Origin of the sequence: Kribbella aluminosa (assembly GCF_017876295.1) — a bacterium.
Lineage (GTDB): Bacteria > Actinomycetota > Actinomycetes > Propionibacteriales > Kribbellaceae > Kribbella > Kribbella aluminosa.
This window is the reverse complement of the sequence record NZ_JAGINT010000001.1, coordinates 3,379,936-3,404,406: the sequence shown is the minus strand read 5'-3', so window position 1 is coordinate 3,404,406 and position 24,471 is coordinate 3,379,936. Positions and strand designations below refer to the sequence as shown.

25 protein-coding genes are annotated in these 24,471 nt (G+C 69.7%); 5 read left to right on the top strand and 20 right to left on the bottom strand.

Annotation, left to right across the window (positions count from 1 at the left end; all coding sequences use genetic code 11):
* Positions 1-24: 24 nt before the first annotated feature.
* Positions 25-882: a LysR family transcriptional regulator gene (locus JOF29_RS16280; protein WP_209695030.1), complete on the top strand. Its 858-nt coding sequence runs from the start codon at positions 25-27 to the stop codon at positions 880-882.
* Here the strand turns inward: JOF29_RS16280 and JOF29_RS16275 are convergent.
* The 9 genes from JOF29_RS16275 to pyrR form a co-directional block, all read right to left on the bottom strand.
* The gene (locus JOF29_RS16275) at positions 858-1,814 is read right to left on the bottom strand and encodes a DUF4037 domain-containing protein (protein WP_209695029.1); all 957 of its coding nucleotides are present in this window, start codon (positions 1,812-1,814) and stop codon (positions 858-860) included. The genes JOF29_RS16280 and JOF29_RS16275 overlap by 25 nt on opposite strands.
* Before the next feature lie 138 nt (positions 1,815-1,952).
* Complete coding sequence (gene pyrF, locus JOF29_RS16270; protein WP_209695028.1) at positions 1,953-2,792, bottom strand: orotidine-5'-phosphate decarboxylase; 840 nt, start codon at positions 2,790-2,792, stop codon at positions 1,953-1,955.
* Entirely contained in the window at positions 2,789-3,850 is a 1,062-nt protein-coding gene (locus JOF29_RS16265; protein ID WP_307863382.1) for a quinone-dependent dihydroorotate dehydrogenase, read from the bottom strand. The genes pyrF and JOF29_RS16265 overlap by 4 nt, the downstream gene beginning before the upstream one ends.
* Positions 3,843-7,142: a carbamoyl-phosphate synthase large subunit gene (gene carB / locus JOF29_RS16260; protein WP_209695027.1), complete on the bottom strand. Its 3,300-nt coding sequence runs from the start codon at positions 7,140-7,142 to the stop codon at positions 3,843-3,845. Before carB ends, JOF29_RS16265 begins: the two co-directional genes overlap by 8 nt.
* Positions 7,142-8,272: a glutamine-hydrolyzing carbamoyl-phosphate synthase small subunit gene (gene carA / locus JOF29_RS16255; RefSeq protein ID WP_209695026.1), complete on the bottom strand. Its 1,131-nt coding sequence runs from the start codon at positions 8,270-8,272 to the stop codon at positions 7,142-7,144. The genes carB and carA overlap by 1 nt, the downstream gene beginning before the upstream one ends.
* Positions 8,269-8,760 (bottom strand): PH-like domain-containing protein, encoded by a 492-nt coding sequence (locus tag JOF29_RS16250; protein ID WP_209695025.1) that lies wholly within the window; start codon positions 8,758-8,760, stop codon positions 8,269-8,271. The genes carA and JOF29_RS16250 overlap by 4 nt, the downstream gene beginning before the upstream one ends.
* Positions 8,757-10,049 (bottom strand): dihydroorotase, encoded by a 1,293-nt coding sequence (locus JOF29_RS16245; RefSeq protein WP_209695024.1) that lies wholly within the window; start codon positions 10,047-10,049, stop codon positions 8,757-8,759. The genes JOF29_RS16250 and JOF29_RS16245 overlap by 4 nt, the downstream gene beginning before the upstream one ends.
* Positions 10,046-10,981: an aspartate carbamoyltransferase catalytic subunit gene (locus JOF29_RS16240; protein ID WP_209695023.1), complete on the bottom strand. Its 936-nt coding sequence runs from the start codon at positions 10,979-10,981 to the stop codon at positions 10,046-10,048. Before JOF29_RS16240 ends, JOF29_RS16245 begins: the two co-directional genes overlap by 4 nt.
* Complete coding sequence (gene pyrR, locus JOF29_RS16235) at positions 10,978-11,571, bottom strand: bifunctional pyr operon transcriptional regulator/uracil phosphoribosyltransferase PyrR (RefSeq protein WP_209695022.1); 594 nt, start codon at positions 11,569-11,571, stop codon at positions 10,978-10,980. Before pyrR ends, JOF29_RS16240 begins: the two co-directional genes overlap by 4 nt.
* 205 nt (positions 11,572-11,776) lie before the next feature.
* Here pyrR and bldD point away from each other — a divergent pair, with 205 nt between their 5' ends.
* Positions 11,777-12,292 carry a transcriptional regulator BldD gene (gene bldD / locus JOF29_RS16230; RefSeq protein WP_141851350.1) on the top strand — a complete coding sequence of 172 codons (516 nt, stop codon included), beginning with the start codon at positions 11,777-11,779 and terminating at the stop codon, positions 12,290-12,292.
* A gap of 201 nt (positions 12,293-12,493) precedes the next feature.
* On the opposite strand, the gene nusB is transcribed toward bldD, so the two are convergent.
* Positions 12,494-12,904, bottom strand: coding sequence for a transcription antitermination factor NusB (nusB, locus tag JOF29_RS16225; protein ID WP_209695021.1), 411 nt, complete (start codon positions 12,902-12,904; stop codon positions 12,494-12,496).
* 44 nt (positions 12,905-12,948) lie between these two features.
* Positions 12,949-13,512, bottom strand: coding sequence for an elongation factor P (gene efp / locus JOF29_RS16220; protein ID WP_134114737.1), 564 nt, complete (start codon positions 13,510-13,512; stop codon positions 12,949-12,951).
* 144 nt (positions 13,513-13,656) lie between these two features.
* On the opposite strand from efp, the gene JOF29_RS16215 reads away from it, so the two are divergent.
* Entirely contained in the window at positions 13,657-14,535 is an 879-nt protein-coding gene (locus JOF29_RS16215; RefSeq protein WP_209695020.1) for a hypothetical protein, read from the top strand.
* Here JOF29_RS16215 and fxlM read toward each other — a convergent pair.
* Positions 14,513-15,628, bottom strand: coding sequence for a methyltransferase, FxLD system (gene fxlM / locus JOF29_RS16210; protein ID WP_209695019.1), 1,116 nt, complete (start codon positions 15,626-15,628; stop codon positions 14,513-14,515). The genes JOF29_RS16215 and fxlM overlap by 23 nt on opposite strands.
* A gap of 2 nt (positions 15,629-15,630) precedes the next feature.
* Positions 15,631-16,128 (bottom strand): MarR family winged helix-turn-helix transcriptional regulator, encoded by a 498-nt coding sequence (locus tag JOF29_RS16205; protein WP_209695018.1) that lies wholly within the window; start codon positions 16,126-16,128, stop codon positions 15,631-15,633.
* 74 nt (positions 16,129-16,202) lie between these two features.
* Between JOF29_RS16205 and JOF29_RS16200 the strand changes: the two genes are divergently transcribed.
* Positions 16,203-17,099, top strand: a complete 897-nt coding sequence (locus JOF29_RS16200; protein WP_209695017.1) for an EamA family transporter — start codon at positions 16,203-16,205, stop codon at positions 17,097-17,099.
* 19 nt (positions 17,100-17,118) lie between these two features.
* Here JOF29_RS16200 and JOF29_RS16195 read toward each other — a convergent pair whose 3' ends face one another.
* The 6 genes from JOF29_RS16195 to JOF29_RS16170 all read right to left on the bottom strand — a co-directional run bounded on the left by JOF29_RS16195 (position 17,119) and on the right by JOF29_RS16170 (position 21,644).
* Complete coding sequence (locus tag JOF29_RS16195) at positions 17,119-17,712, bottom strand: helix-turn-helix transcriptional regulator (RefSeq protein WP_209695016.1); 594 nt, start codon at positions 17,710-17,712, stop codon at positions 17,119-17,121.
* A gap of 63 nt (positions 17,713-17,775) precedes the next feature.
* Positions 17,776-18,213, bottom strand: coding sequence for a type II 3-dehydroquinate dehydratase (gene aroQ, locus JOF29_RS16190; protein ID WP_209695015.1), 438 nt, complete (start codon positions 18,211-18,213; stop codon positions 17,776-17,778).
* Positions 18,214-18,504: 291 nt separating this feature from the next.
* The gene (aroB, locus tag JOF29_RS16185) at positions 18,505-19,671 is read right to left on the bottom strand and encodes a 3-dehydroquinate synthase (protein ID WP_245357615.1); all 1,167 of its coding nucleotides are present in this window, start codon (positions 19,669-19,671) and stop codon (positions 18,505-18,507) included.
* Positions 19,668-20,168: a shikimate kinase gene (locus tag JOF29_RS16180; protein WP_209695014.1), complete on the bottom strand. Its 501-nt coding sequence runs from the start codon at positions 20,166-20,168 to the stop codon at positions 19,668-19,670. The genes aroB and JOF29_RS16180 overlap by 4 nt, the downstream gene beginning before the upstream one ends.
* Positions 20,165-21,364, bottom strand: coding sequence for a chorismate synthase (gene aroC, locus JOF29_RS16175; RefSeq protein WP_209695013.1), 1,200 nt, complete (start codon positions 21,362-21,364; stop codon positions 20,165-20,167). The genes JOF29_RS16180 and aroC overlap by 4 nt, the downstream gene beginning before the upstream one ends.
* 79 nt (positions 21,365-21,443) lie before the next feature.
* Positions 21,444-21,644: a hypothetical protein gene (locus tag JOF29_RS16170; protein ID WP_209695012.1), complete on the bottom strand. Its 201-nt coding sequence runs from the start codon at positions 21,642-21,644 to the stop codon at positions 21,444-21,446.
* A gap of 123 nt (positions 21,645-21,767) precedes the next feature.
* Here JOF29_RS16170 and JOF29_RS16165 point away from each other — a divergent pair, with 123 nt between their 5' ends.
* Entirely contained in the window at positions 21,768-22,883 is a 1,116-nt protein-coding gene (locus tag JOF29_RS16165) for an ADP-ribosylglycohydrolase family protein (RefSeq protein ID WP_209695011.1), read from the top strand.
* On the opposite strand, the gene JOF29_RS16160 is transcribed toward JOF29_RS16165, so the two are convergent.
* The gene (locus JOF29_RS16160; RefSeq protein WP_209695010.1) at positions 22,868-24,454 is read right to left on the bottom strand and encodes an FAD-binding protein; all 1,587 of its coding nucleotides are present in this window, start codon (positions 24,452-24,454) and stop codon (positions 22,868-22,870) included. The genes JOF29_RS16165 and JOF29_RS16160 overlap by 16 nt on opposite strands.
* Positions 24,455-24,471: the final 17 nt, after the last annotated feature.

Genomic DNA, 24,471 nt, shown 5'->3' with positions numbered 1-24,471 from the left:
CAGCGGGATCTATACGCTGGAGTCATGGATATCCGGCAGCTGCGGTGCCTGGTGGAGATCGTGGACTCCGGCACGTTCACCGACGCCGCGATCGAGCTCGGGATCTCGCAGGCCGCAGTGTCCCGCAACCTGCTGGCGCTCGAACGCGAACTCGGCGTCCGTCTGCTGCACCGCACCAGCCGGTCGCTCACCCCGACCACCGTCGGCGTCCGGGTCCTCGCCCGCGCGCGGCACGTCCTCGCCGAGATCGACGAACTAGTGGCCGACGCGACCAGCGGACACAGCCGGCTACGCGTCGGGCACGCGTGGTCGGCGTTCGGCAGCCACACGCGCGAGTTCCAGCGCCGGTGGACGGCCGAGCATCCCGGCATCGAGATACAGCTCATCCGCACCAACACCCCGACCGGCGGACTCGCCGAGGGGCTGTGCGACCTCGCGGTGATCCGCAGCCACCTGGACCTCCACCGCTTCGCGCACGTACTGCTCACGCAGGAGCAGCGGTACTGCGCTCTGCCCGCCGACGACCCGCTCACCCGCAAGCGGGCCGTCACGCTCGACCAGCTCCGCACCAGGACACTCGTCATCGACCGGCGGACCGGAAGTACCACGGCTGATCTCTGGCCGGAGGACGCTCGCCCGGTGATCGAGTACACGCAGGACGTCGACGACTGGCTGTCGGCGGTCGCCTCGGGCCGGTGCGTCGGGATGACGCCACAGGCGACGACGACGCAGTACCGGCGGGACGGCGTCACGTACCGGCCGGTGCGGGACGCGCCGCCAGTCGACGTACACCTGATCTGGCAGCGTGCGGACCCGCATCCGGCGACCCAGGCCGCGGTGGAGCTGCTGACAGCGCTCTACTCGAGTAGTTCCAGCAGCTGACGGCGGTCGCCGGCCCGGTGCAGGACGTCGCGGAGCTGTTCGACGCCGCCGACCGGCCAGCGGTCGGCGATCCGGCGTACGTTCGGATCCTCGATCGCGGCGGACAGCGCGCCCGGGAAGTCGCCCCAGACGACCTTGAACGGACGGTCCCACAACTGCTCGACACCGAGCTCGACCGGCGCAGTGATCGCGAGCCTGTTGTGCAACTCCCCCACCGCCCGGTACGCCGCCGCGAGTGCCTCCTCTCGCTGCTCCCACGACCCGGCCCGGAGCACCGTCTGCAGAAGCGGGCCGATCGCCGGTCCGCAGGTCAACCGGGAGAACGCCGTACCGAACCACTTCGAGTACGGCGCGTACTGGCGCTCCACGAGGAAGCACAACCGCATGAGATCCTGCACGAGCTGCGATCCGATCAAGGACGAACCGAGTTCGTCACCCACGTACCCGGCCCGGCCGGCGAGGTTCATCTCGGGATGCACCCGCCACCAGGCGGCGATCATCAGGTACCGCCACACGTCGTCCGGGTAGTACGCCAGCTGGTCGCGCACGTCCTGCAGGCCGAGGTCGTCGTGGAAGACCGCGCCTGCGGTCATCATCAGCAGGTTGTGTTCCGGGAACGTGAGCCAGTCCCGCACTGTCGGCTCCGTCTCCGGATCGAACCCGAGCTGCGACTGGAGGTACGCGCGGATCGTGTGGATCTCGACGGCCGTCGGCCGCCCCTCGAACCGGTCAGGCACCTCCGGCGCGACGGTGACGCCGTACGGCACGAACAGCACCACCCGCGCCTCGCCGTTGTGGTCCGCCGACATCGCGTCGTCGTACCCGAGCACCTCCGACCCGCGCCCCACCAACGCGGCACTGTGCGGTACGCCGACGACCGGCCGAACAACGTCGTCGTAGAACCTTCGGCACAACTCGACTCCCGAACCCATGCCGACGAAGATCGCATACTCAGCCTCGTTCTGCAGCTCGACAGGAGGAGTCGGCCGGCTCGGGCCGATCGGGCGACCGGCTGAGCGTGACGGCGTCGGCAGTGGACGTGTACGTACTGTCGAGCTGCAGATCTGAGGTCAGTAGCCGAGGACCGTCCGGTACGCGTCGTTGGTGCGGGCGGCGGCGTCCTGGAGGGCCTTGGGGTCCGGGCCGGCGCCGAGGATCTCGCGGGAGCTGGAGGGTACGACGTTGCGGACCGCCGTACCGAAGACCCTCGTGAGGCCCTCGGCGGTGCCGCCCTGGGCGCCGAGGCCCGGGGCCAGCAGCGGGCCGTTGATGTCCAGGTTCTCGTCGGTCGAACTGATGGTCGCCCCAACGACCGCGCCGAACGAGCCGAGGCCGTCCGCGTCCGCGTTCAGGCCCCGGAGGCCGTCCAGCACGGCGCCTGCGACGGTCGAGCCGTCGGCGGTGCGGGCCGACTGGAACTGCGGGCCCTCCGGGTTCGACGTCAGCGCGAGCACGAACAGGCCGGCCCCCGCCGCCCGTGCCTCGTCGATCGCGGGCTGCAACGAACCGAAGCCGAGGTACGGGCTGACCGTCAGCGCGTCACACGCCAGCGGGCCCTTCTCGGACAGGTACGCCGACGCGTAGCCGGCCATCGTCGTACCGATGTCACCGCGCTTCGCGTCGATGATCACCAACGCGCCGGCCTCCCGGAGCCGGATCGTGGCCTGCTCGAGTACGGCGACACCGGCCGAGCCGAACCGCTCGAAGAACGCGGACTGCGGCTTGAACACCGCGACCCGGTCGGCGAGCGCGTCCACGACGCCGTACGTGAACGAGGCGAGGCCCTCGGCGGTGTCCGGGAGGCCCCAGGCGTCCAGCAGATGGGCGTGCGGGTCGATGCCGACGCACAGCGGGCCGCGGGTGTCCATTGCCGAGCGCAGGCGCGCGCCGAAGGGTTTGTTGTCGCTCATGGCAAGCTCCTGTTGATCTGGCGGACGAGGGCGGGGCCCTTGTAGATAAGGCCTGAGTAGACCTGGACGAGGCTGGCGCCGGCGTCGAAGAGGCGGGCTGCGTCGGACGGGTCGACGATTCCTCCTACTCCGATGACGGGTAGCGCTCCCCCGGTCTCGTGATGGATGTGGGTGACCACCTTGGCCGAGATCTCGGCGAGCGGACGGCCGGAGAGGCCGCCGGTCTGCGTGGACAGCGGATGGGTTTCGACGCCGGGGCGGCCGATCGTCGTGTTGGTGGCGATGATGCCGGCGACGCCGGTGTCGGTGCAGACCTGGAGGAGTTCGTCGATCGCGGTCGTGGTCAGGTCGGGGGCGATCTTCACCAGGATCGGTTTCGGGGCGAGACCGGCGACGGTCAGGGCCGCGGCCTCGGCGTGCAGGGCGGTCAGTAATTCTCTGAGGTGGCCGGCGTCCTGGAGTTCGCGGAGGCCGGGGGTGTTCGGGGAGCTGACGTTCACCGCGAAGTAGTCGCCGTACCGGTAGAGGCGGCGCAGCGAGGTCACGTAGTCCCCGACCGCTTCGTCGAGCGGGGTGATCTTGGACTTGCCGATCGAGATACCGAGCGGGTAGCCGAGGTCGCCGTACGCCGCCAGCCGGTCGGCCAGGGCCGCGCTGCCGAGGTTGTTGAAGCCCATGCGGTTGATCACGGCTTCGTGCTCGACCAGGCGGAACAGGCGCGGCTTCTCGTTCCCCGGCTGGGGATGCGCGGTGACGGTCCCGACCTCCACGAAGCCGAACCCGATGGCGGGCCAGGCGCGCAGCGCGATCCCGTTCTTGTCCATCCCGGCCGCCAGCCCGACAGGCGAAGGAAACCGCACGCCGAACACAGTCCGGGCCGCGGGCGCCCCGAACAGGCGGGCACCGGCGCGGGTTGCCCCCGGAATCCGCCCGAGGAGGCGAAGGCCGGCCAGCGTCTGCTCGTGCGCGACCTCCGCATCTCCCCGCCCCAACCGATACAGCACCGGCCGGACGAACCGTTCGTACCCCGACCGCCGCCGCAGGGCCGACTCAGGCACCGTGGATCCTGGGGACCCAGTCCTGCAAGGACCGTACGGCGATGTCGCCGGCCCGCTGGGCCTCGATGCCCTGGACCGCGGCCGCGAGACCCTGCACGGTGGTGATGCAGGGGATGTTCCGCGCGACCGCCGCGCTGCGGATCTCGTAGCCGTCGAGGCGGGGTGAGCCGCCCTGGGTGATGCCGATGGGGGTGTTGACGATCAGGTTCAGTTCGCCGTCCTGGACCATCTGGACGATCGTCGGCTCCCCGTTCGGACCAGGACCCTGGCTGCTCTTCCGGACCGTGACGGCCTCGACGCCGTTGCGCCGCAGTACGTCGGCCGTGCCCTCGGTCGCGTAGATCTGGAAGCCGAGATCCGCGAGCCGCTTGACCGGGAAGATCATGTGCCGCTTGTCCCGGTTCGCGACCGAGACGAACACCTTCCCGTCGGTCGGCAGCGGCTGCGACGCCCCCGCCTGGGACTTCGCGAACGCCGTACCGAACGTGTCGTCGATGCCCATCACCTCACCGGTGGACTTCATCTCCGGCCCGAGCACGGTGTCGACCGACGAGCCGTCGATGGTCCGGAACCGGTTGAACGGCATCACGGCTTCCTTGACCGCGATCGGCGTCGTCGGCGGCAGCGTGCCACCGTCACCGGACGCCGGCAGCAGACCCTCGGTCCGCAGCTCGGAAATGGTTGCACCGAGCATCACCCGGGCCGCCGCCTTCGCCAGCGGTGTCGCGGTCGCCTTGGACACGAACGGCACCGTCCGCGAGGCCCGCGGGTTCGCCTCCAGGACGTACAGCACGTCACCGGCCAGCGCGTACTGCACGTTCAGCAGCCCGCGGACGCCGACCCCGCGCGCGATCGCCTCGGTCGAGCGCCGGATGTTCTCGATGTCCGCGTTCCCGAGCGTGATCGGCGGCAGCGCGCACGACGAGTCGCCGGAGTGCACCCCGGCCTCCTCGATGTGCTCCATCACGCCGCCGAGGAACAGCTCGTTCCCGTCGAACAGCCCGTCGACGTCGATCTCCACCGCGTCGTCCAGGAACCGGTCGATCAGCACCGGGTGCTCGAAGGCGTCGCCCCCGCCCAGCCGCTCCAGCGCGGCGGCCAGCTCGGCCGAGCTGTAGACGATCTCCATCCCCCGCCCGCCGAGCACGTACGAGGGCCGCACCAGCACCGGGAAGCCGATCTCCTCGGCGATCACGTGCGCCTGCTCGGCGGACAGCGCCGTACCGTGCTTCGGGGCCGGCAGGTTCGCGTCCGCCAGCACCTTGCCGAAGGCGCCACGTTCTTCGGCCAGGTGGATCGCGGCCGGCGACGTACCGACGATCGGTACGCCGGCGTCCGCGAGCCGCTGCGCCAGCCCGAGCGGCGTCTGGCCGCCGAGCTGGACGATCACGCCCGCGACCGGCCCGGCCTGCAGCTCGGCGTACACGATCTCGAGCACGTCCTCGCAGGTGAGCGGCTCGAAGTACAACCGGTCGGAGGTGTCGTAGTCGGTCGACACCGTCTCCGGGTTGCAGTTCACCATGATCGTGCAGTACCCGGCCTCGCGGAGCGCCATCGACGCGTGCACACACGAGTAGTCGAACTCGATGCCCTGCCCGATCCGGTTCGGCCCGGAGCCGAGGATCAGCACGGCCGGGGTCTCGCGCGGTGCGACTTCCGTCTCCTCGTCGTACGACGAGTAGTGGTACGGCGTCTCGGCCTTGAACTCGGCCGCACAGGTGTCGACCGTCTTGTACACCGGCCGGATCCCGAGCGCCTGCCGGACACCCCGGACCACGTCCTCGGTGAGCCCGCGGATCTCGGCCAGCTGCAGGTCGGAGAACCCGTGCCGCTTGGCGAGCTTGATCACCTCGGGCGTCAGCCGCGGCGCGGCCGCCACCTGCAGCGCGGTCTCGTGGATCAGGTACAGCTGGTCCACGAACCACGGATCGATCCTCGTGTTGTCGAAGATCTGCTGAGCCGTCGCCCCGGCCCGGATCGCGTCCATGATGATCCGCAGCCGGCCGTCCTGCGGCGTCTTGATCGCCTCCAGCAACGGGCCGAGTTCCGACGGCTGACCGGCCCAGGAGAACCGCGCCTCCGGCTTCTCCAGCGACCGGAGCGCCTTCTGCAGCGCCTCGGTGTAGTTCCGGCCGATCGCCATCGCCTCGCCGACGCTCTTCATGTGCGTGGTCAGCGTGGCGTCCGCGGCCGGGAACTTCTCGAACGCGAACCGCGGCACCTTCACCACCACGTAGTCCAGCGTCGGCTCGAAGCTGGCCGGGGTCTGCTTGGTGATGTCGTTCGGGATCTCGTCCAGCGTGTAACCGATGGCGACCTTCGCGGCGATCTTAGCGATCGGGAAGCCGGTCGCCTTGGACGCCAGCGCGGACGAGCGGGACACCCGCGGGTTCATCTCGATCACGATCAGCCGGCCGTCCGCCGGGTCCACCGCGAACTGGATGTTGCAGCCGCCGGTGTCGACGCCGACCTCACGGATGATGCCGATGGCAAGGTCCCGCATGACCTGGTACTCGCGGTCGGTCAGCGTCATCGCCGGCGCGACCGTGACCGAGTCGCCGGTGTGGACACCCATCGGGTCGACGTTCTCGATCGAGCAGATGATCACGACGTTGTCGGCCTTGTCGCGCATCACCTCCAGCTCGTACTCCTTCCAGCCGAGGATCGACTCCTCGATCAGCACCTCCGTCGTCGGCGAGGCGTGCAGCCCGGCGCCGGCGATCCGGCGCAGGTCGGCCTCGTCGTACGCCATCCCGCTGCCGACGCCGCCCATCGTGAACGACGGCCGCACGACCAGCGGGTACCCGAGCTCGGCGGCCGCGCCCATCACGTCGTCGAGCGTGTGGCAGATCACCGACCGCGCGGTCTCCGCCCCGAGCTTCTCGACGATGTGCTTGAACGACTCCCGGTTCTCACCGCGCTGGATCGCGTCGACGGAGGCGCCGATCAGCTCCACGCCGTACTTCTCCAGTACGCCGTTGTCGTGCAGCGCGATCGCCGCGTTCAGCGCGGTCTGGCCGCCGAGGGTGGCGAGCAGGGCGTTCGGGCGCTCCTTCTCGATCACCTTCTCGACGAACTCCGGCGTGATCGGCTCGACGTACGTCGCGTCCGCGAACTCCGGGTCGGTCATGATCGTGGCCGGGTTGGAGTTCACCAGGACGACCCGGAAGCCCTCCTCGCGGAGCACTCGGCAGGCCTGGGTCCCGGAGTAGTCGAACTCGCAGGCCTGGCCGATCACGATCGGGCCGGACCCGATCACCAGGACCGACTCGATGTCTGTACGACGTGGCATCAGGCCCGTCCTTCCATCAGTTCGACGAATCGATCGAACAAGTACGCCGAGTCGTGCGGACCCGCCGCCGCCTCGGGGTGGTACTGCACCGAGAAGGCCAGCACTTTGCCGTCCTTGGTGAGCCGGAGCCCTTCGACCACGTTGTCGTTGAGCGAGACATGCGACACCTCGACGGTCCCGTACGGCGTCTCAACCGGACCGTCCAGTGGCGCGTCCACCGCGAAGCCGTGGTTCTGCGCGGTGATCTCGACCTTCCCGGTGGCCCGGTCGAGCACCGGCTGGTTGATGCCGCGGTGCCCGTACTTCAGCTTGAACGTGCCGAGCCCGAGCGCCCGCCCGAACACCTGGTTGCCGAAGCAGATCCCGAAGTACGGCTTGCCCCGCTGCAACAGCTCCTTGAGCAGCTCCGTCGGGTGTTCGGTGGTCTCCGGGTCGCCCGGGCCGTTGCTCATGAAGATGCCGTCGGGGTTGATCGCGAGCACCTGCTCCAGCGAGGTGTTCGCGGGCACCACGTGGACCTCGATGCCGCGCTCGGCCATCCGTTTCGGCGTCATCGACTTGATCCCGAGGTCGAGGGCGACCACGGTGAACCTACGTTCTCCGAGAGCGGGCACGACGTACGGCGCGAACGTCGTCACCTCGGTGGCCAGGTCGGCGCCGACCATCGGCGGCTGCTCCAGGACCTTCTTCAGCAGCTCGCCGGCGTCCAGGATCTCGGTCGAGATGCCGGCCCGCATCGCGCCGCGTTCACGCAGGTGCCGGGTCAGCGCGCGGGTGTCGATCCCGGAGATCCCGACGATGTCCTGCGCCTGCAGCTGGTCGTCGAGCGACCGGGTGGCGCGCCAATTGGACGGCACCCGGGCAGGGTCGCGGACGACGTACCCGGCGACCCAGATCTTCTGCGACTCGTCGTCCTCGTCGTTGATCCCGGTGTTGCCGATGTGCGGCGCGGTCTGGGTGACGATCTGCCGGTGGTACGAGGGGTCGGTCAGTGTCTCCTGGTACCCGGTCATCCCGGTGGTGAACACCGCCTCGCCGAAGGTCTCTCCGGTCGCCCCGTACGACGTACCGGCGAACGACCGGCCGTCTTCGAGGACGAGCAGTGCCTTTCTCTGGGCAGGCTGGCTCATCTGTGCTCGGCTCCGATCAGTGTTGCGATGGATTCGGTCAGGGCGGCGGTGTCGGCCTTCCGGCGCGGGCGGAACCCGGTGTCCAGCTCGCGGCCGTCGTGGGTCCAGGTGACCACCACCAGGCCGGACTTCTCCGCGGTCACCTTGCCGGCGATGCCACGGTCGGTCCGGACCCCGATGAGGTGGTCCGCGGGGATGAACACGTCCCCCGCGCCCTGCCGGTGGAAGATCAGACCGTCCGCGCTGACGGCCAGGTCCGCGATGCTGCGGACGCCCAGTTCGTGGACGGCGATCCGGTCCATCCAGTCGCCGGCGCTCGTCGTCGCGACGTACACGCCCTCGACGCCCCGTGTGTCGTCAGCTGGTGCCGTGGGCAACGGCGACAGGTCGGCCTGCCGGGCCTGGCGGTTCCGCCAGCCCCGGTACATCCCGAAGTAGCCCGCCGCCAGCACCAGCAGCGTGCCGAGAATGCCCAGGAAGGCCTTCATCGGGTCAGCTCACCCTCCAGCACGGTGGCCTCGCCGCGCAGGAAGGTCGCGACCACCTTGCCCGGCAGCGTCATCCCTTCGAACGGGGTGTTCCGCGACAGCGACACCGAAGCACTCGGTACGACGGTCTGCTCGACGCGCGGGTCGTACAGCACCACGTTCGCGGGCGCACCGACCGCGAGCGGCCGGCCGTGCTCCGCTGCCTGGCCGATCGCGGCCGGACGGTAGCTCATCCGGTCGGCGACGTCGGCCCAGCTGAGCAGCTTGGTGTCGACCATCGCGTGCTGTACGACGCTCAGCGCCGTCTCCAGCCCGGTCATACCGAAAGCGGCCGCGCTCCACTCGCAGTCCTTGTCCTCGACCGGATGCGGCGCGTGGTCGGTGGCGACGATGTCGATGGTGCCGTCGGCCAGCCCTTCGCGGACCGCCTCGACGTCTTCCTTGGTGCGCAGCGGCGGGTTCACCTTGTACACCGGGTTGTAGGAGGCGGCGAGGTCCTCGGTGAGCAGCAGGTGGTGCGGCGTCACCTCGGCGGTCACCTCGAGCCCGCGGCGCTTGGCGGCACGGACGATCTCCACCGAACCCTTGGTGGACAGGTGGCAGACGTGCAGCTTCGAGCCGACGTGCGCGTTCAGCAGGATGTCGCGCGCGATGATGGCCTCCTCGGCGACGCTCGGCCAGCCGGTCAGGCCGAGGACGCCCGACAGCGCGCCCTCGTTCATCTGCGCACCCTGGGTGAGCCGCGGCTCCTGCGCGTGCTGGGCGATCACTCCGCCGAACGCCTTCACGTACTCCAGGGCGCGGCGCATCAGCGCGGCGTCCCAGACACAGTCGCCGTCGTCGGAGAACACCCGGACCCGTGCGGCGGAGTCCGCCATCGCGCCCAGTTCCGCGAGCTGCGTTCCCTTCCGGCCGACGGTGACCGCGCCGATCGGGTACACGTCGGCGTACCCGGCGTCGCGGCCGAGCCGCCAGACCTGCTCGACGACGCCGGCGGTGTCGGCGACCGGGTCGGTGTTGGCCATCGCGAACACCGCGGTGAACCCGCCCTTGGCGGCGGCCCGGGTGCCGGTGAACACGGTCTCCGCGTCCTCGCGGCCCGGCTCCCGCAGGTGCGTGTGCAGGTCGACCAGCCCGGGCAGCGCGATCAGGCCCTCGGCGTCGATCGTCGCGACGCCGTCGGGCCGGGCGAGGCCGGTTCCGACAGCAACAATCTCGCCGTTGTCGATCAGCAGGTCCGCCACCTCGCCGCCAAGAATGCGCGCGCCGGTGACCAGGGATGCGGTCATGCCTTCTGCTCCTCTTCGTTACTGCCCGACAACATCAGATACAGGACGGCCATCCGGATGGCCACGCCGTTCGTGACCTGTTCGACGATCACCGAGCGGGTGGAGTCGGCGACCTCGGCGCTGATCTCCATCCCGCGGTTCATCGGGCCGGGGTGCAGCACGATCGCCTCGTCCGGCAGCTGCGCCATCCGGTTCCGGTCCAGGCCGTACCGCCGGCTGTACTCGCGGGCGCTCGGGAAGTACGCGTCGTTCATCCGCTCGCGCTGCACCCGCAGCATCATCACCGCGTCGCTCTTCGGCAGCACCGAGTCGAAGTCGTACGACGTGCCGCACGGCCAGTTGCTCATGTCGACCGGCAGCAGCGTCGGCGGGGCGACGACCGTCACCTCGGCGCCGAGCGTGGACAGCAGCAGCACGTTCGACCGGGCGACCCGGGAGTGCAGGACGTCGCCGACGATCGTGATCCGGCGGCCCTCCAGCGAGCCGAGGTGGCGGCGCATCGTGAACGCGTCCAGCAGCGCCTGCGTCGGGTGCTCGTGAGTACCGTCGCCGGCGTTCACCACCGAGCCGGTCATCCAGCCGGACTTCGCCAGCAGGTGCGGCGCGCCGGACGAGCCGTGCCGGCAGACGACGGCGTCGGCGCCCATCGCCTGCAGCGTCAGCGCGGTGTCCTTGAGGCTCTCGCCCTTGCTCACGCTCGAGCCCTTGGCGGAGAAGTTGATGACGTCCGCGGACAGCCGCTTGGCGGCCGCCTCGAACGAGATCCGGGTCCGGGTGGAGTCCTCGAAGAACAGGTTCACCACGGTCCGGCCGCGCAGCGCGGGCAGCTTCTTGATCGGGCGGTCGGCCAGCGACCGCATCTCCTCGGCGGTGTCGAGGACCAGGTCGGCCTCGTCGCGGCTCAGGTCGGCCGCACTCAGCAGATGCTTCACTTCGCCCCCTTGTCGGCGATCAGTACGGCGTCTTCCCCGTCGAACTCGGTGAGGTGCACTGTGACGCGTTCCACGAGGGAGGTCGGCAGGTTCTTGCCCACGTAGTCGGCGCGGATCGGCAGCTCGCGGTGCCCGCGGTCCACCAGGACGGCGAGCTGTACGGCGCGCGGGCGGCCGATGTCGCCGAGCGCGTCCAGTGCCGCGCGGATCGTCCGGCCGGAGAACAGCACGTCGTCGACCAGCACCACGACCTTGCCGTCGATCCCGTCCGCCGGGATGTCGGTGTGCTCCAGGCCACGGGGTGGTTTGAGACCGATGTCGTCGCGGTACATGGTCACATCGAGTGACCCTGTGGGCACGCTCTGCCCTTCAACGGCCTGAATCCGGGCGGAGACGCGCTGCGCGAGCGGAACTCCGCGGGTGGGGATGCCGAGCAGGACGACCGGGTCGGCGCCGCGGTTCCGCTCGAGGATCTCGTGGGCGATCCGGGTCAGTGCCCGGGAAATGTCGGAAGCGTCGAGGACCTCGCGGCTGCTGCGATTCGGCGGCTGCGTGAACTCGGGGTGCTCTGCGCTCTGGGCAGGGCTCATCGCTACCGTTCCTCCTTTCCTGCCTCTCTGGACAGGTCTTTAAAGGACGTTCGGACCGCTTGACATGGTATCGGATGTGACACGCCGTCTTGACGCTGGCCTACGCTCCGGAATATTGTTACTCTGTGTAATCGAGGGGGGTTTCAAGACCCGGCCCGTTCCGGCAGGCCGGACCGAACGAAACTAGTTGGAGGGAAGAACCAGCGTGCCGAGCGAATACGCGAAGACACTGGGTGGCAAGTTGCGCGCCATCCGCCAGCAGCAAGGGCTGTCGCTGCATGGTGTAGAAGAGAAGTCCAAGGGTCGCTGGAAGGCGGTCGTCGTCGGCTCTTACGAGCGTGGCGATCGGGCCGTCACGGTCCAGAAGCTTGCGGAACTCGCCGATTTCTACGGCGTACCGATCCGTGAACTGCTTCCTGGAAACGCCAGCGCGGCCGCTGCGGCAGCCGCTCCGCCCCGGTTGATCCTCGACCTGGAGGCTCTGCAACACCTCGACGCGAGCGAGGCCGGTCCGCTGACGCGGTACGCGGCCACGATCCAGGCTCAGCGTGGGGACTACAACGGCAAGGTGCTGTCGATCCGTCAGGACGACATGCGCACGCTCGCGGTGATCTACGACGAGTCGCCGACGACGCTGACCGAGCGCTTCATCTCCTGGGGAGTCCTGAACCCCGAGGCGAAGGGTGACGTCGAGGAGTCGTCCGAGGCTGCCGGCGCCTGATCACCAGGTGAAGGCACTTGACGGTCGGGGCTTGTAGCAGCTGGCCCGCGGCCGCCCGCCTTCCACCACGCACCACCTCACAGCAGCACAGCACAGCAGGACCGCACGCAACCCGCACAAGGCGGCCCGGGACCGTACCGAGACGGTCACCGGGCCAGGTAGCACAGCGGGAGAGCACAAGAGGGACTCGCCCCCTCGGTCTCAAAGACCCAGTGTCGGCTTCAGCTGCAGCAGTCTGGCCAGCAGACCGTTCACGAACGCCGGGGACTCGTCGGTCGACAGGTCCCGCGCCAGCGCCACCGCCTCGCTCACCGCGACCACGTCCGGGACCTGGTCGTCGTACAGCAGCTCGTAGGCACCGATCCGGAGCACGTTCCGGTCGACGGCCGGCATCCGGTCCAGCGACCAGCCCACCGAATGCGTCTCGAGCAGTTCGTCGATCTGCTCGGCGTGTTTCGCCACTCCCTCGACCAGCGCCACGGTGAACTCGTTCACCGGCGGGTCGTTGTCCGCCACCCGGTCCGCCAGGGTGCCGCCGACCGGCAGCCCCCTGACCTCGGACTCGAACAGCACGTCCAGTGCGCGCTTGCGGGCCTTGCTACGGGCAGACATGTTCTGTTGTCAGCTCTCTGTGTAAGACCTCTGGATGTAAGAGCTCAGGACGTGACGCGGCCGAGGTAGTCACCCGTGCGGGTGTCGACCTTGACCTTCTCGCCGGTGGTCAGGAACAGCGGGACCTGGATGTCGTAGCCGGTCTCCAGCTTGGCCGGCTTGGTGCCACCGCTGGAGCGGTCACCCTGCAGACCCGGCTCGGTGTACTCGACGGTGAGCTCGACCGAGGCCGGGAGCTCGACGTACAGCGGGAGGTCGTCGTGCACCGCGACGATGGCGTCCTGGTTCTCCAGCAGGAAGTGCACCGCCTCGCCGACCACCTCGGGCTGAAGCTGCAGCTGCTCGTACGTCGACTTGTCCATGAACACGTACGCCGTGCCGTCGTTGTACAGGTAGGTCATGTCGCGCTTGTCGACCGTGGCCACGTCGACCTTGACGTCGGCGTTGAAGGTCTTGTCCACCACCTTGCCGGACAGCACGTTCTTGAGCTTGGTCCGGACGATGGCGCCGCCCTTGCCCGGCTTGTGATGCTGGAACCAGACAACGGACCACAGCTGTCCGTCCAGGTCGAGCACCATGCCGTTCTTGAGGTCGTTCGTCGATGCCACGCGGGTATGCCCTTCGAATTCGATCAGCGGTAACACGAAATTGTAGCGGTCAGACCCGGATTCCTCCGATTCGTGTCGATCCGCTAGCCCTGGTGGGCCGTAGGCTGGCAGTTCAGACCGCGCGACGGGCAGGAGGGCCGGGCGATGACGCAGTTCGTGATCTTCGTCGTGGTGATGATCGTGCTGAGCCTGATCACCAAGGCACGGCAGCAGTCCAACCGCGGCAACAGCAAGCAGACCAAGCAGGCCAGGCAGAACGCGCGCGTGCAGGCGCTGGTGCAGAAGATCCAGGCGCAGCAGGGCGGCAACCAGCCGATCCAGTTCCAGGGGCAGTTCACCCAGGCCGCCGGACCGGGCGGACCGCCGCGGGCACCCCAGGCGGGTCAGCCCTCGTTCCCGGCCCAGGCCGGGAACCTGACCGGCAGCCAGCAGGCCGCGGCCGTCCTCCAGCAGCTCCTGCAGAACGGCCGCCAGTCGGCCCGCCCCGGCGAGTGGGCTTCTCCGGGCCAGACGCCGACGCAGCCCGGTGCGGTCTCGCCGTACCCGCCGGCCGGTGGCTACCAGGCACCCGGCCAGTTCCAGCAGTATCCGTTGCAGCAGAACCCGGCACCCCACCAGCCGCCCGGGCATCGGCCGCCGCAGAACAACCTGCCGTCCACCAAGCAGGACCTGGACACCAGAGTGCGCAACCTGATGAGCGCCGGCAACGAGGTCGGCGCGGTCCGGTTGCTCAGCGACGAGCGCGAGCTCGGGCTTCTCGAAGCACAGCGGTACGCGCGGTCCCTGGTCACGCCGCCGACCTCCACCAGGCCCGAGACGGCGGACGAGCCCGACGAGGACAACGGGCGGTACGTCGGCTCCGCGGCGTTCGCGCAGTCGATCTTCAACCTGGACGACCGCGAGGAGAACGTCTGGGCCAGCGGCTGGGTGGACACGCCCGAGCCGGACGACCGGTCCGACATCGACGAGCTCTGGCAGACCGTCAGCAACCCGCCGCTGCCTACGCCTCCCACTGCACGCTGATGTAGCTGTGCCGCCGGGCGATGTGGAAGCCTGGCGGCAGCCCAGCGCCTATCGGATGCACCTGGAACGTCGGGTGCTGACCGTCCCACTGACGCATCTGCTCGAGCACACGGTCGATCAACACGCGCGCCTCCGGGCCATGGCCAGTACACCCAAGCTCGACGTGTGACTCGTCCCGGCCGCGCCGCCTGGACACGTAGGCCAGGCTGTCCGCCGTTGCGACAGCTGCCACCCCTTCTCCGTCCAGCGCGCAATACCCGGGCAGTGTGGCCGCCAGCCACAGGTAGAGGTCCAGCAACGGCTCCTCACGATGTACCTGGAGCCCTGACCACTCCTGCTCGCATCGCAGCTCCAGTACGTCGCCCTCCGGATGCGGCTCGTCCTCCTGGTCCTCGTCGTACGTCAGCCCGTCCTGGTACCGCTCGTAGTGCGCACCGGCCCCCTGCATGCTGACGAACCCGCACATCGTCGTGGACCTGCTCTCCAGGTGCTCCCCGACCCGGTCGAACGCCACCGACCGCGTCTGCCCCCGGACCCGCAGCGGTACGACGATGCGCCCGTCCGGCCGGAGCTGCCGCAGCCACGCGGGCGCAACCTCCCACGCGGTCACCGTCACCACGATCCGGTCGTACGGCGCCCGCCCGGGATCGCCGAACTCGCCGTCGGCCCGTACGACGGCCACATCGCCGTACCCGGCCTTGTCCAGCGATGCCCGTGCCCGCCGCGTCACGTCGGCGTCGATGTCGACCGTGGTCACCGCACCGTCCGGACCGGCCAGCTCCCGCAGCAGGGCGGCGTTGTAGCCGCCGGACCCGATCTCCAGCACCCGGTCCCCCGGCCGGATCGCGGCCTGCTGCAGCATCAGCGCGATGATGCTCGGCTGCGACACCGAGCTCGTCAGCACCCCGGTCCGGTCCTGCTTCATCGGTACGACGTCGTCGGCGTACGCGATCTCCAGCGGGACGTGCGGGACGAACACGTGCCGCGGTACCGCCTGGAACGCGGCGGCGATCCGCCGGTCGCGGATCGTGCCGATCGAGGTCAGGTGCCGGACGAGGGCCGTCCGCAACGAGACCGCGCCGGCGCCCGTCATCGTCAGTCCCGCTTGTCCCCGAGCGATTCGAGCAGCGTCCGCAGCAGCCCCGCCAGCTGATCGCGCTCGGCCTTCGACAGGCCGGTGAGCAGCTGCGACTCGGTGTCGACATGGGTCGGCAGCACCTTGTCGATCAGCTCGAGCCCTTCCGGCGTCAGCGTCACCTGGACACCGCGCCGGTCGGTCTCACTGGGCGCGCGCGTGACCAGGCCGCGGGCCTCCAGCCGGTCGAGCCGCTGGCTGATCGCGCCGGACGTGACCATCGACGAGTGCATCAGGCCGGCCGGGGTCAGGCTGTGCTCGGGGTTGCTGCGCCGCAGCGTCGCCAGGACGTCGAAAGACGCCCGGTCCAGGTCGTGCTTCGCGAAGTTCCGCCGGAGCTCGGCGTCGAACAGCGCACCGAGCCGGCTCATCCGGCCGATGATCCCCATCGGCGACGCGTCCAGGTCCGGTCGCCGCGCGCGCCACTGCTCGAGCACCAGGTCGACGTGATCTGCCATCCACCCAGCCTAGCGCCAGATCGCTTAGCGATGAGAGACTTGAAACTATCTTAGTGTTGAGATATTTTGTCTTAGTGCTAAGCAATCGACGAGCCCTCATCCTGGTGTTCACGGCCATCGCGCCGATGTTCTGGGGCACTACGTACCTGGTCACCACCGAGCTGCTCCCGCCGCACCGTCCACTGCTGGCCGCGTTCCTGCGGGCGCTGCCGGCCGGTGTGCTGCTGGTCGCGATCACCCGCGTCCTGCCGCGCGGTAGCTGGTGGTGGCGCTCTCTGGTTCTCGGCACGCTCAACATCGGCGCCTTCAACGCTCTGCTCTTCGTCTGCGCCTACCGGCTACCTGGCGGCGTCGCTGCAACAGTCGGAGCCATCCAGCCGGTGCTGGTCGCACTACTGTCGGCGGCACTGCTACGGCAACGGCTGTCCCTGCACACCGTGCTCACTGCGATCGCCGGCATCTTCGGCGTCGGCCTGCTGGTGCTGCGTGCCAGCGCACGGCTCGACGGCTGGGGCGTCCTGGCTGCTGTCGGTGGTGCCGTCGTGATGGCGTTCGGCGTCGTACTCAGCAAGCGCTGGACGTCGCCCGCTCCCCTACTGGCCACTACCGGTTGGCAGCTGGTCGCCGGTGGACTCGTACTGCTGCCGATCACCGTCCTGGTCGAAGGATCGCTGCCCGACTTCACCCTGCGGAACGTTGCGGGCTACGCGTACCTCGCGCTGTTCGGCTCGGCCGTCGCGTATGCCCTGTGGTTCCGGGGACTCCGGGAGCTCGCTCCTACCGAGGTCACGTTCCTAGGCCTACTCAGCCCGGTCGTAGCGACCACACTGGGCTGGCTGGTACTCAACCAGCACCTGGCTCCACTGCAGGCCCTCGGCGGTCTCATCGTGCTGGCAGCACTCATCGGCGCACAGATCCGTCGTACGCCGAAGCCTGTCGCTGTTGAGGAACCACGGGTACTCGTCGGATGAGGCGCATCCGGAGCTGCTGCTAGATCAAGCCCTGGCGAAGGGCGTACGCGACAGCGTGTGAGCGGTTGCGGAGTTGCAGGCGGCTGGTGACGGCGTGCAGGACGTTCTTGACCGTGCGCTCCGAGTAGGACAGCTCGCGGGCGATCTCCTGCGTGTCCTTGCCGTCAGCAACAAGTCGCAGTACCTGCGTCTCGCGGTCGGAGAGACCTGCGTGCGGCAGTCTGCTGACGCGCGGCACCTGCCCGAGCAGACGGCTCAACAGGTGCGTCGGCAGGCCGCCGTCACCCGCGGCGGCGGCCTGCACGAGGTGCACGATCCGGTCCGCGGTGGCCTCGGTACGACGCAGTACGCCGGACACGCCCAGGTCCACCGCCGTCATCAGCGCGTCGTCGTCGATCGAACTGCCGATCAGTACGAGCCGGCCGCAGCCGCGCTCCGTCGCGCCCCGCACGACCTGCACCGCGAGGGCGTCGAGGGCGTCGACGGCGATCAGCGCGACCACGTCCGGCCCGGGCTCGTCGGTCAGCAAGATCTCCGGACTGCGCTCCATCGCATGCACCAAGCCGAACCGCGACAACGGGTCGAGCGTCTGCACCCAGACCGGAATCGTCATCCTTGTCCCCCATCGCGCCGAGTGATGCCCACACTCACCCTGATGCCCGATGGGGCACGTTGGTTATGAATCCAGCGTGGTCAAAGCCCGGAGCGCGAGCCGGTACGAGTCGAGGCCGAAGCCGGCGATGGTCCCGGTCGCGACCCCGGCGACGACGCTGGTGTGCCGGAACTCCTCGCGGGTGGCCGGGTTCGTGAGGTGGACCTCGATCAGCGGCGCGGTCCGCTGCGCGATCGCGTCCCGCAGCGCGTACGAGTAGTGGGTGAAGGCGGCCGGGTTCAGTACGACGGGAGTCCGGTCGTCGGCGGCCTCGTGCAGCCAGCCGACCAGCTCCGCCTCGTCGTCGGTCTGCCGGACGTCGACCTCGAAGCCCAGCTCCGCCCCGGTCTTCTCGCACACCCCGGTCAGCTCGGCGAACGTCGTCGTCCCGTACTTCTCCGGCTCCCGCGATCCCAGCCGCCCGAGGTTCGGCCCGTTCAGTACCAGTACTCGCTTGCTCACATCGTTCACCCTAGTCGGTCGAACGCCAACTCGGCCTCGGCGACCGCGGCCGGGTAGCGCTCGGCCGCGGACCAGTGCACCGGAGCCGTCCCCAGAGGCGCTGACTCGCGGATCTGGTTCACAAAGATGGCCCCCACTGGGCCGTTCAAGCCCGGGGACCGGGTTGGGGAGATTACCCTCCCGGAACGGGACGAGAGCCTCCCCAACCTCCACGTTGCCGGACGTCGCAAGGGGATCAGCTCCCCGATCCGGTGGCCGTCCCGCGTGCCAACGGATAACCCAGGAGGCTGCCTAACCGATCTCGCCGTACGCCGCGACCAGGAGGCTCGGGTCCGGGGCTTCCAGGATCGTCGGCTTGGCCAGGCCGTCGAGGATCACGAACCGCAGGCGGTCGGCGCGGGTCTTCTTGTCGAGCTTCATCGCGTCCTGCAGGTGCGGCCAGGCGTCCGCGCGGTAGCTGACCGGGAGGCCGAGGGACTCCAGTACGGCGCGGTGCCGGTCGGCGGTCGGGTCGTCCAACCGGCCGGCCGCGCGGGCCAGCTCGGCGACGAACACCATGCCGATGCTGATCGCGGCGCCGTGCCGCCACTTGTACCGCTCGACGCGCTCGATCGCGTGGCCGAGCGTGTGGCCGTAGTTCAGCGCCTCGCGGCCGATCCGGCCGCCCGCGGTCGTGGTCCGCTCGCGCAGGTCCGCCCCGACGGTGTCGGCCTTCACCTGGATGGAGCGGGCGATCAGCTCCGCGGTGGCGCCGTACGACGGGCTGGTGACCGCGGCCGGGTCCTTCTCGACCAGGTCGAGGATCATCGGGTCGGCGATGAACCCGCACTTCACGACCTCGGCGAGGCCGCTGACGTAGTCGTTCTTCGGCAGGCTGTCGAGCGCAGCCAGGTCGCACAGCACGCCGGCCGGCTCCCAGAACGCGCCGACCAGGTTCTTGCCCTCGGCGGTGTTGATCCCGGTCTTGCCGCCGACCGCCGCGTCGACCATGCCAAGCAGCGTGGTCGGGATGTGCACGACCTTCACGCCGCGCAGCCAGGTCGCCGCGACGAACCCGGCGAGGTCCGTGGTCGTCCCGCCGCCGACGCTGACGATCGCGTCCGAGCGCGTGAACCCGGCCTGCCCGAGCACCGACCAGCAGTACGCCAGCACCTCCGCGGTCTTGGCCTCTTCGGCGTCCGGGATCTCGATCGCATGCGCGGTGAACCCGGACGCGGTCAGGTCGTCCCGAATCGCGTCCCCGGTCTCCCGCAGCGCCCGCGGGTGAACCACAGCAACCCGCTGCACACCTTCACCCAGCAAGCTGGGCAGCTCCCCCAACAGGTTGTTGCCGATGACCACGTCGTACGGCGCAGCCGCGGCAACCCGGATCCTGGTGGATGCGCCGCCCGGCCGGCCAACCCCGACAGCCCCGGACTGCTCGCGGAGCTGAGCGCCGGAGGCGGTTTCGTCGGTCATCCGAGGTGCTCCTGGATTTCGTCGGCGATTTGGGTCGGGGTTTTGCTGTCGGTGAGGACGGTGAGTTTGGCGACCTCGCCGTACAGGGGGCGGCGGGCCTCCATCAGGTTGCGGAGCTGGGTGCGGACGTTGCCGAGGAGCAGCGGGCGGGCGACGCTGAGGCCGACGCGCTTGGTTGCCTCGCCCAGGCTGACGTCCAGGAAGACCACGGTGTGGCCGGCCAGGTCGGCGCGGGTGTCGGGGTCCAGGATCGCGCCGCCGCCGAGCGACAGCACCGCACCGGCGTCCTGCAGCGCGGCCACGATCGCGGCCCGCTCGAGCGAGCGGAAAAGCGGCTCGCCCTCGTCGACGAAGATGTCCGAGATCGGCTTGCCGGCCGTCGCCTCGATGTCGACGTCGGTGTCCCGGTGCGCGACCCCGAGCCGCTTCGAGAGCAGCGCGGCGATCGTCGACTTCCCGGATCCGGGCGGGCCGACCAGGACGACGACCGGGCTCACTCCCACTCCCGCGGGGTGATGGTCTTCGGCAGCTGAGCCAGGTACGACCGGTGGTTGCGCGCGGTCTCCCCGACCGAGTCGCCGCCGAACTTCTCCAGCGACACGTCGGCCAGCACCAGCGCGACCATCGCCTCGGCGACGATCCCCGCGGCCGGTACGGCGCAGACGTCCGAGCGCTGGTGGTGCGCTGCCGTGGCCTCCCCGGTGGCGGTGTCGATCGTGCGGAGCGCCCGTGGCACGGTCGCGATCGGCTTCATCGCGGCCCGCACCCGGAGCGTCTCGCCGGTGCTCATGCCGCCCTCGGTACCACCCGAGCGACCGCTGGTACGGCGTACCGCACCGTCCTCGGCGACGATCTCGTCGTGCGCCTGCGAACCCGGCGTCCGGGCCAGCTCGAAGCCGTCGCCGAGCTCGACGCCCTTGATCGCCTGGATACCCATCAGCGCACCGGCCAGCTTCGAGTCCAGCCGGCGGTCCCAGTGCACGTAGCTGCCGAGGCCCGGCGGCAGACCGTCCACGACCACCTCGACCACACCGCCGAGCGTGTCGCCGGCCTTCTGCGCGGCGTCGATCTCGGCGACCATCTGCTTGCTCGCGTCCGGGTCCAGGCAGCGCACCGGGTCCGCGTCCAGCTGCGCGACATCGCCGTACGCCGGGATCACGCCGTACGGCGCCTTGACCGTGCCGAGCTCGACGACGTGGCTGACGATCGTCACGCCGTACGCCTGCCGGAGGAACCGGGCCGCGACCTCGCCGAGCGCGACCCGGGCCGCGGTCTCCCGGGCGCTGGCCCGCTCGAGCACCGGCCGGGCCTCGTCGAACCCGTACTTCTGCATGCCGGCCAGGTCGGCGTGACCCGGCCGCGGGCGGGTCAGCGGGGCGTTCCGCGCCAGGCCGGCCAGCGTCTCGCTGTCCACCGGATCGGCGCTCATCACCTGCTCCCACTTGGGCCACTCGGTGTTGCCGACCTGGATCGCGACCGGGCTGCCGAGGGTCAGCCCGTGCCGGAACCCGCCGAGGAACGTCACCTCGTCCCGCTCGAACTTCATCCGGGCGCCACGGCCGTAGCCGAGCCGACGACGAGCCAGGGCGTCGGCCACGTCGTCCGTGGTGACCTCAACGCCTGCGGGAAGACCTTCGAGTACGGCGACGAGCGCTTGTCCGTGCGACTCGCCGGCGGTGAGCCAGCGCAGCATGCCCCGATTCTTTCACGGCCGTCCCGGCCCCCGGACCCCGGTCTCAGCCGAAGGGATCGAGCACCACCGCGACCTGCACTCAGTGGCAGGCGTTGGTGGACTCGGTCGAGCCGGTGCGGACGGCGAGGACGGCGTTGAAGGTCTTGACGATCGGGGACGTCTTGCAGGAGGTGGTGGCGCCGGCTGCCTGACCGCCGGCGATCGCGGCGCCGGTGAGAGCTGTCGTGGCGAGCGCCGCCACGGCCAGGCGCCCGGCGGTACGACGGAGTGCGGTGGTCATCGTGTGCTCCTCGGAAGATCGGTTGCTTGTAACAACGACCGTAGAAGAGGAAGGCGCCGCACGAACTGGCCCCAGATCCCGTCTTGGGGGTAGCGCTGGCACCACCATGGATAGGGTCCTGGCATGACACGGCAGGCGGAGGAGACGTGGCGGGCGCGGGTGCGGGGGTGTCTGCTGGGTGGTGCGATCGGGGACGCGCTCGGCGGACCGGTCGAGTTCCAGGACGGCCGGGCCATCGTCGCGAAGCACCCGGACGGGGTGCGGAGCTTCGTGGACGGCGGACCGGGCTGGCCGCCGGGGACGATCACCGACGACACCCAGATGACGCTGTTCACGGTCGAGGGGCTGATCCGCGCGAGCGTCCGGACCAACCGCGGGCTCGGCTTCACCGTGGGCGTCGTGCACAGCGCGTACGACCGGTGGCTCGACACCCAGACGCTGCCGGGGCCGAGCGGTGACCGCAACGGCTGGCTACAGGGTGAGCAGTGGCTGTACGCACGCCGGGCACCGGGCAACACCTGCCTGACCGCGCTGACCGAGGCACGCAAGGGCGGCCCGCAGATCCCGCAGTTCGGCGGCCAGGCCGTGAACGATTCGAAGGGTTGCGGCGGGGTGATGCGGGTTGCGCCGTTCGGGCTGCTGCCGGCGGTCTTCCCGGCGGACTGGGTGTTCGGCAAGGCGGCGGAGGCCGCCGGGTACACGCACGGTCACCCGACCGGCAAGCTCGCCTCCGGCACGCTGGCCGCGATCGTCCGCGAGCTCTGCGACGGCGCCGCGCTCGACGACGCGATCACCCGCGCGACCAGTCTGCTGGTCCAGCACGAGGGCCACGAGGAGACCAGTACGGCGCTCGCGCTCGCCCGGCACCTGGCCGCGACGGCGCCGGCCGGACCGGTCACCGTCGAGCGACTCGGCGGCGGGTGGATCGCGGAGGAGGCGCTCGCGATCGCCGTGTACGCCTCCCTCGCGTACCCGGAGCCGGACCAGTTCCTGGACGCGCTGGCGCTCGCCGTCACGCACTCCGGCGACAGCGACTCGACCGGCGCGATCTGCGGGAACATCCTCGGCGCACTGCACGGTGAGACGGCTCTCCCCGCAGAGCTCGTCTTCACCGTCGAGGGCCGTGGCGTGGTCCTGCAGCTCGCCGACGACTTCGTGCTGGAGTTCACCCAGCGCGACCGCCTGCACGGCGACTACGGCCCGTTCACCGCCTGGATCACCCGCTATCCAGGAGGCTGAATCGAGAGCTTGTGGTGGAACACGTTCCGCGGGTCCCACTTCGCCTTGACCTGCTGCAGCCGCGGGTAGTTGCCGAGGTAGTACAGGTCGTGCCACGGCACGCCGGACTTGTTGTACGCCGGATCCGCCAGGTCCGCGTCCGGGTAGTTGATGTACGACCCGGCACTGACCGCGTTCGGCACCGGCGCGCCGCCCGTGTCGCGGTAGATGTCGGCGTACACCTTGCGTGCCCAGGCGAGGTGCATCTCGTCCTGGCCCGAGTCGTCCCAAGACGCGGCGAGCACCATCTTCGCGACCACGTCCCGCTGCGCGGCGGCGGTCGCGTTCGACGGCACCGTGTTCACCTTGCCGCCGTACGGGACGAGCAGGATCGACGACCCCGGCCCGTTGTACGACGTGTCGGTGAGCCCGCGGTACATCGCGTCGATCTGCGCGTCGGTGTAGCCCTTCTTCAGGTACCCGGCCTTGTACTTCCCCCGGCCCGGCGTCGCGGTCTCGCCGATCGAGCGACCCATGGTGAGGTGCAGGAACGGCCCGGAGTCGACCGGCAGCTTCTGCGGCTGCACCTGGACTCCGGCCGTCATTGCGTCGTTGAAGTCCGCGAGCAGCTTCTCGGCGTTCGGCACACCGGCGTCGAGCTGGGTGGACAGCAGGAACTGGCCCGCCTTCTGGTGCGTGAGGATGAACGGCGCGTACAGCGTGGCATACGGCGAGTCCGGCGTGTTGTGCCGCTCGAAGAAGTCGAACCAGTTCCGCACCGTGCGGTGGAAGTCCGCCTGCGTGGTCTTCGACCAGTCGTAGATCAGCAAGCTGGACAGCAGCGCAGACGGTGCCTTGGGCAACGATTCCTCCGGCGTCCGGCCGGACGAACCGTTGGTCCGCATCAGGTACCGCAGCACGACGCCGAAGTTCCCGCCGCCGCCTCCGGTGTGCGCCCACCACAGGTCGCGGTGCTCGTTGTCGCGGGTCGCCACCACCGTGCGCGCCCGGCCGCGGGCGTCGACGACCACGATCTCCACGCCGTACAGGTGGTCGACGACCGAGCCGTGCTTCCGCGACAACGGCCCGTACCCGCCGCCGGCGAAGTGGCCGCCGACTCCGACGCCCAGGCAGCCGCCGCCCGGCACGGTCACGCCCCAGCCGAAGAACAGCTCCTTGTAGACGTTCTCCAGGATCGCCCCGGAACCGATCGAGAACGCCCGGTACTGCGGGTCCCAGCTGATCGTGGTGTTCGTCGACATGTCCAGCACGACCTCGATGTCGCTGCTGTCCACGAAGTCCTCGAAGCAGTGCCCACCCCCGCGCACCGCGATCCGCTTGCCGCTGCGGACCGCGTCCTGGACCGCGGCGACGGCGTCCTGCGGCGACTGGATCACCCGGACGTAGTCGGGCTTGCCGACGAAGCGCCGGTTCTGCCCACGGGTGACGAGGTCCTGGTAGCGCACGTCGTCCGGGCCGATCCTGGCACCGGTGCTCGCCGCCACCGGCGCGGCGGACGCCGTACCAGGAATTGCGAGCGCTGCGCCTGCGACTGCGGTTCCGGCCAACAGGCCACGACGACTGACTGGCATAGAAGATTCCCTCCCGA

Coding starts and splice junctions, on each gene's coding strand:
- JOF29_RS16280 (WP_209695030.1), top strand. CDS start 25: ATGGATATCCGGCAGCTGCGGTGCCTGGTGGAGATCGTGGACTCCGGC.
- JOF29_RS16275 (WP_209695029.1), bottom strand. CDS start 1,814: ATGGGTTCGGGAGTCGAGTTGTGCCGAAGGTTCTACGACGACGTTGTT.
- pyrF (WP_209695028.1), bottom strand. CDS start 2,792: ATGAGCGACAACAAACCCTTCGGCGCGCGCCTGCGCTCGGCAATGGAC.
- carB (WP_209695027.1), bottom strand. CDS start 7,142: ATGCCACGTCGTACAGACATCGAGTCGGTCCTGGTGATCGGGTCCGGC.
- carA (WP_209695026.1), bottom strand. CDS start 8,272: ATGAGCCAGCCTGCCCAGAGAAAGGCACTGCTCGTCCTCGAAGACGGC.
- JOF29_RS16250 (WP_209695025.1), bottom strand. CDS start 8,760: ATGAAGGCCTTCCTGGGCATTCTCGGCACGCTGCTGGTGCTGGCGGCG.
- JOF29_RS16245 (WP_209695024.1), bottom strand. CDS start 10,049: ATGACCGCATCCCTGGTCACCGGCGCGCGCATTCTTGGCGGCGAGGTG.
- pyrR (WP_209695022.1), bottom strand. CDS start 11,571: ATGAGCCCTGCCCAGAGCGCAGAGCACCCCGAGTTCACGCAGCCGCCG.
- nusB (WP_209695021.1), bottom strand. CDS start 12,904: ATGTCTGCCCGTAGCAAGGCCCGCAAGCGCGCACTGGACGTGCTGTTC.
- JOF29_RS16215 (WP_209695020.1), top strand. CDS start 13,657: ATGACGCAGTTCGTGATCTTCGTCGTGGTGATGATCGTGCTGAGCCTG.
- fxlM (WP_209695019.1), bottom strand. CDS start 15,628: ATGACGGGCGCCGGCGCGGTCTCGTTGCGGACGGCCCTCGTCCGGCAC.
- JOF29_RS16205 (WP_209695018.1), bottom strand. CDS start 16,128: ATGGCAGATCACGTCGACCTGGTGCTCGAGCAGTGGCGCGCGCGGCGA.
- JOF29_RS16195 (WP_209695016.1), bottom strand. CDS start 17,712: ATGACGATTCCGGTCTGGGTGCAGACGCTCGACCCGTTGTCGCGGTTC.
- aroB (WP_245357615.1), bottom strand. CDS start 19,671: ATGACCGACGAAACCGCCTCCGGCGCTCAGCTCCGCGAGCAGTCCGGG.
- aroC (WP_209695013.1), bottom strand. CDS start 21,364: ATGCTGCGCTGGCTCACCGCCGGCGAGTCGCACGGACAAGCGCTCGTC.
- JOF29_RS16170 (WP_209695012.1), bottom strand. CDS start 21,644: ATGACCACCGCACTCCGTCGTACCGCCGGGCGCCTGGCCGTGGCGGCG.
- JOF29_RS16165 (WP_209695011.1), top strand. CDS start 21,768: ATGACACGGCAGGCGGAGGAGACGTGGCGGGCGCGGGTGCGGGGGTGT.
- JOF29_RS16160 (WP_209695010.1), bottom strand. CDS start 24,454: ATGCCAGTCAGTCGTCGTGGCCTGTTGGCCGGAACCGCAGTCGCAGGC.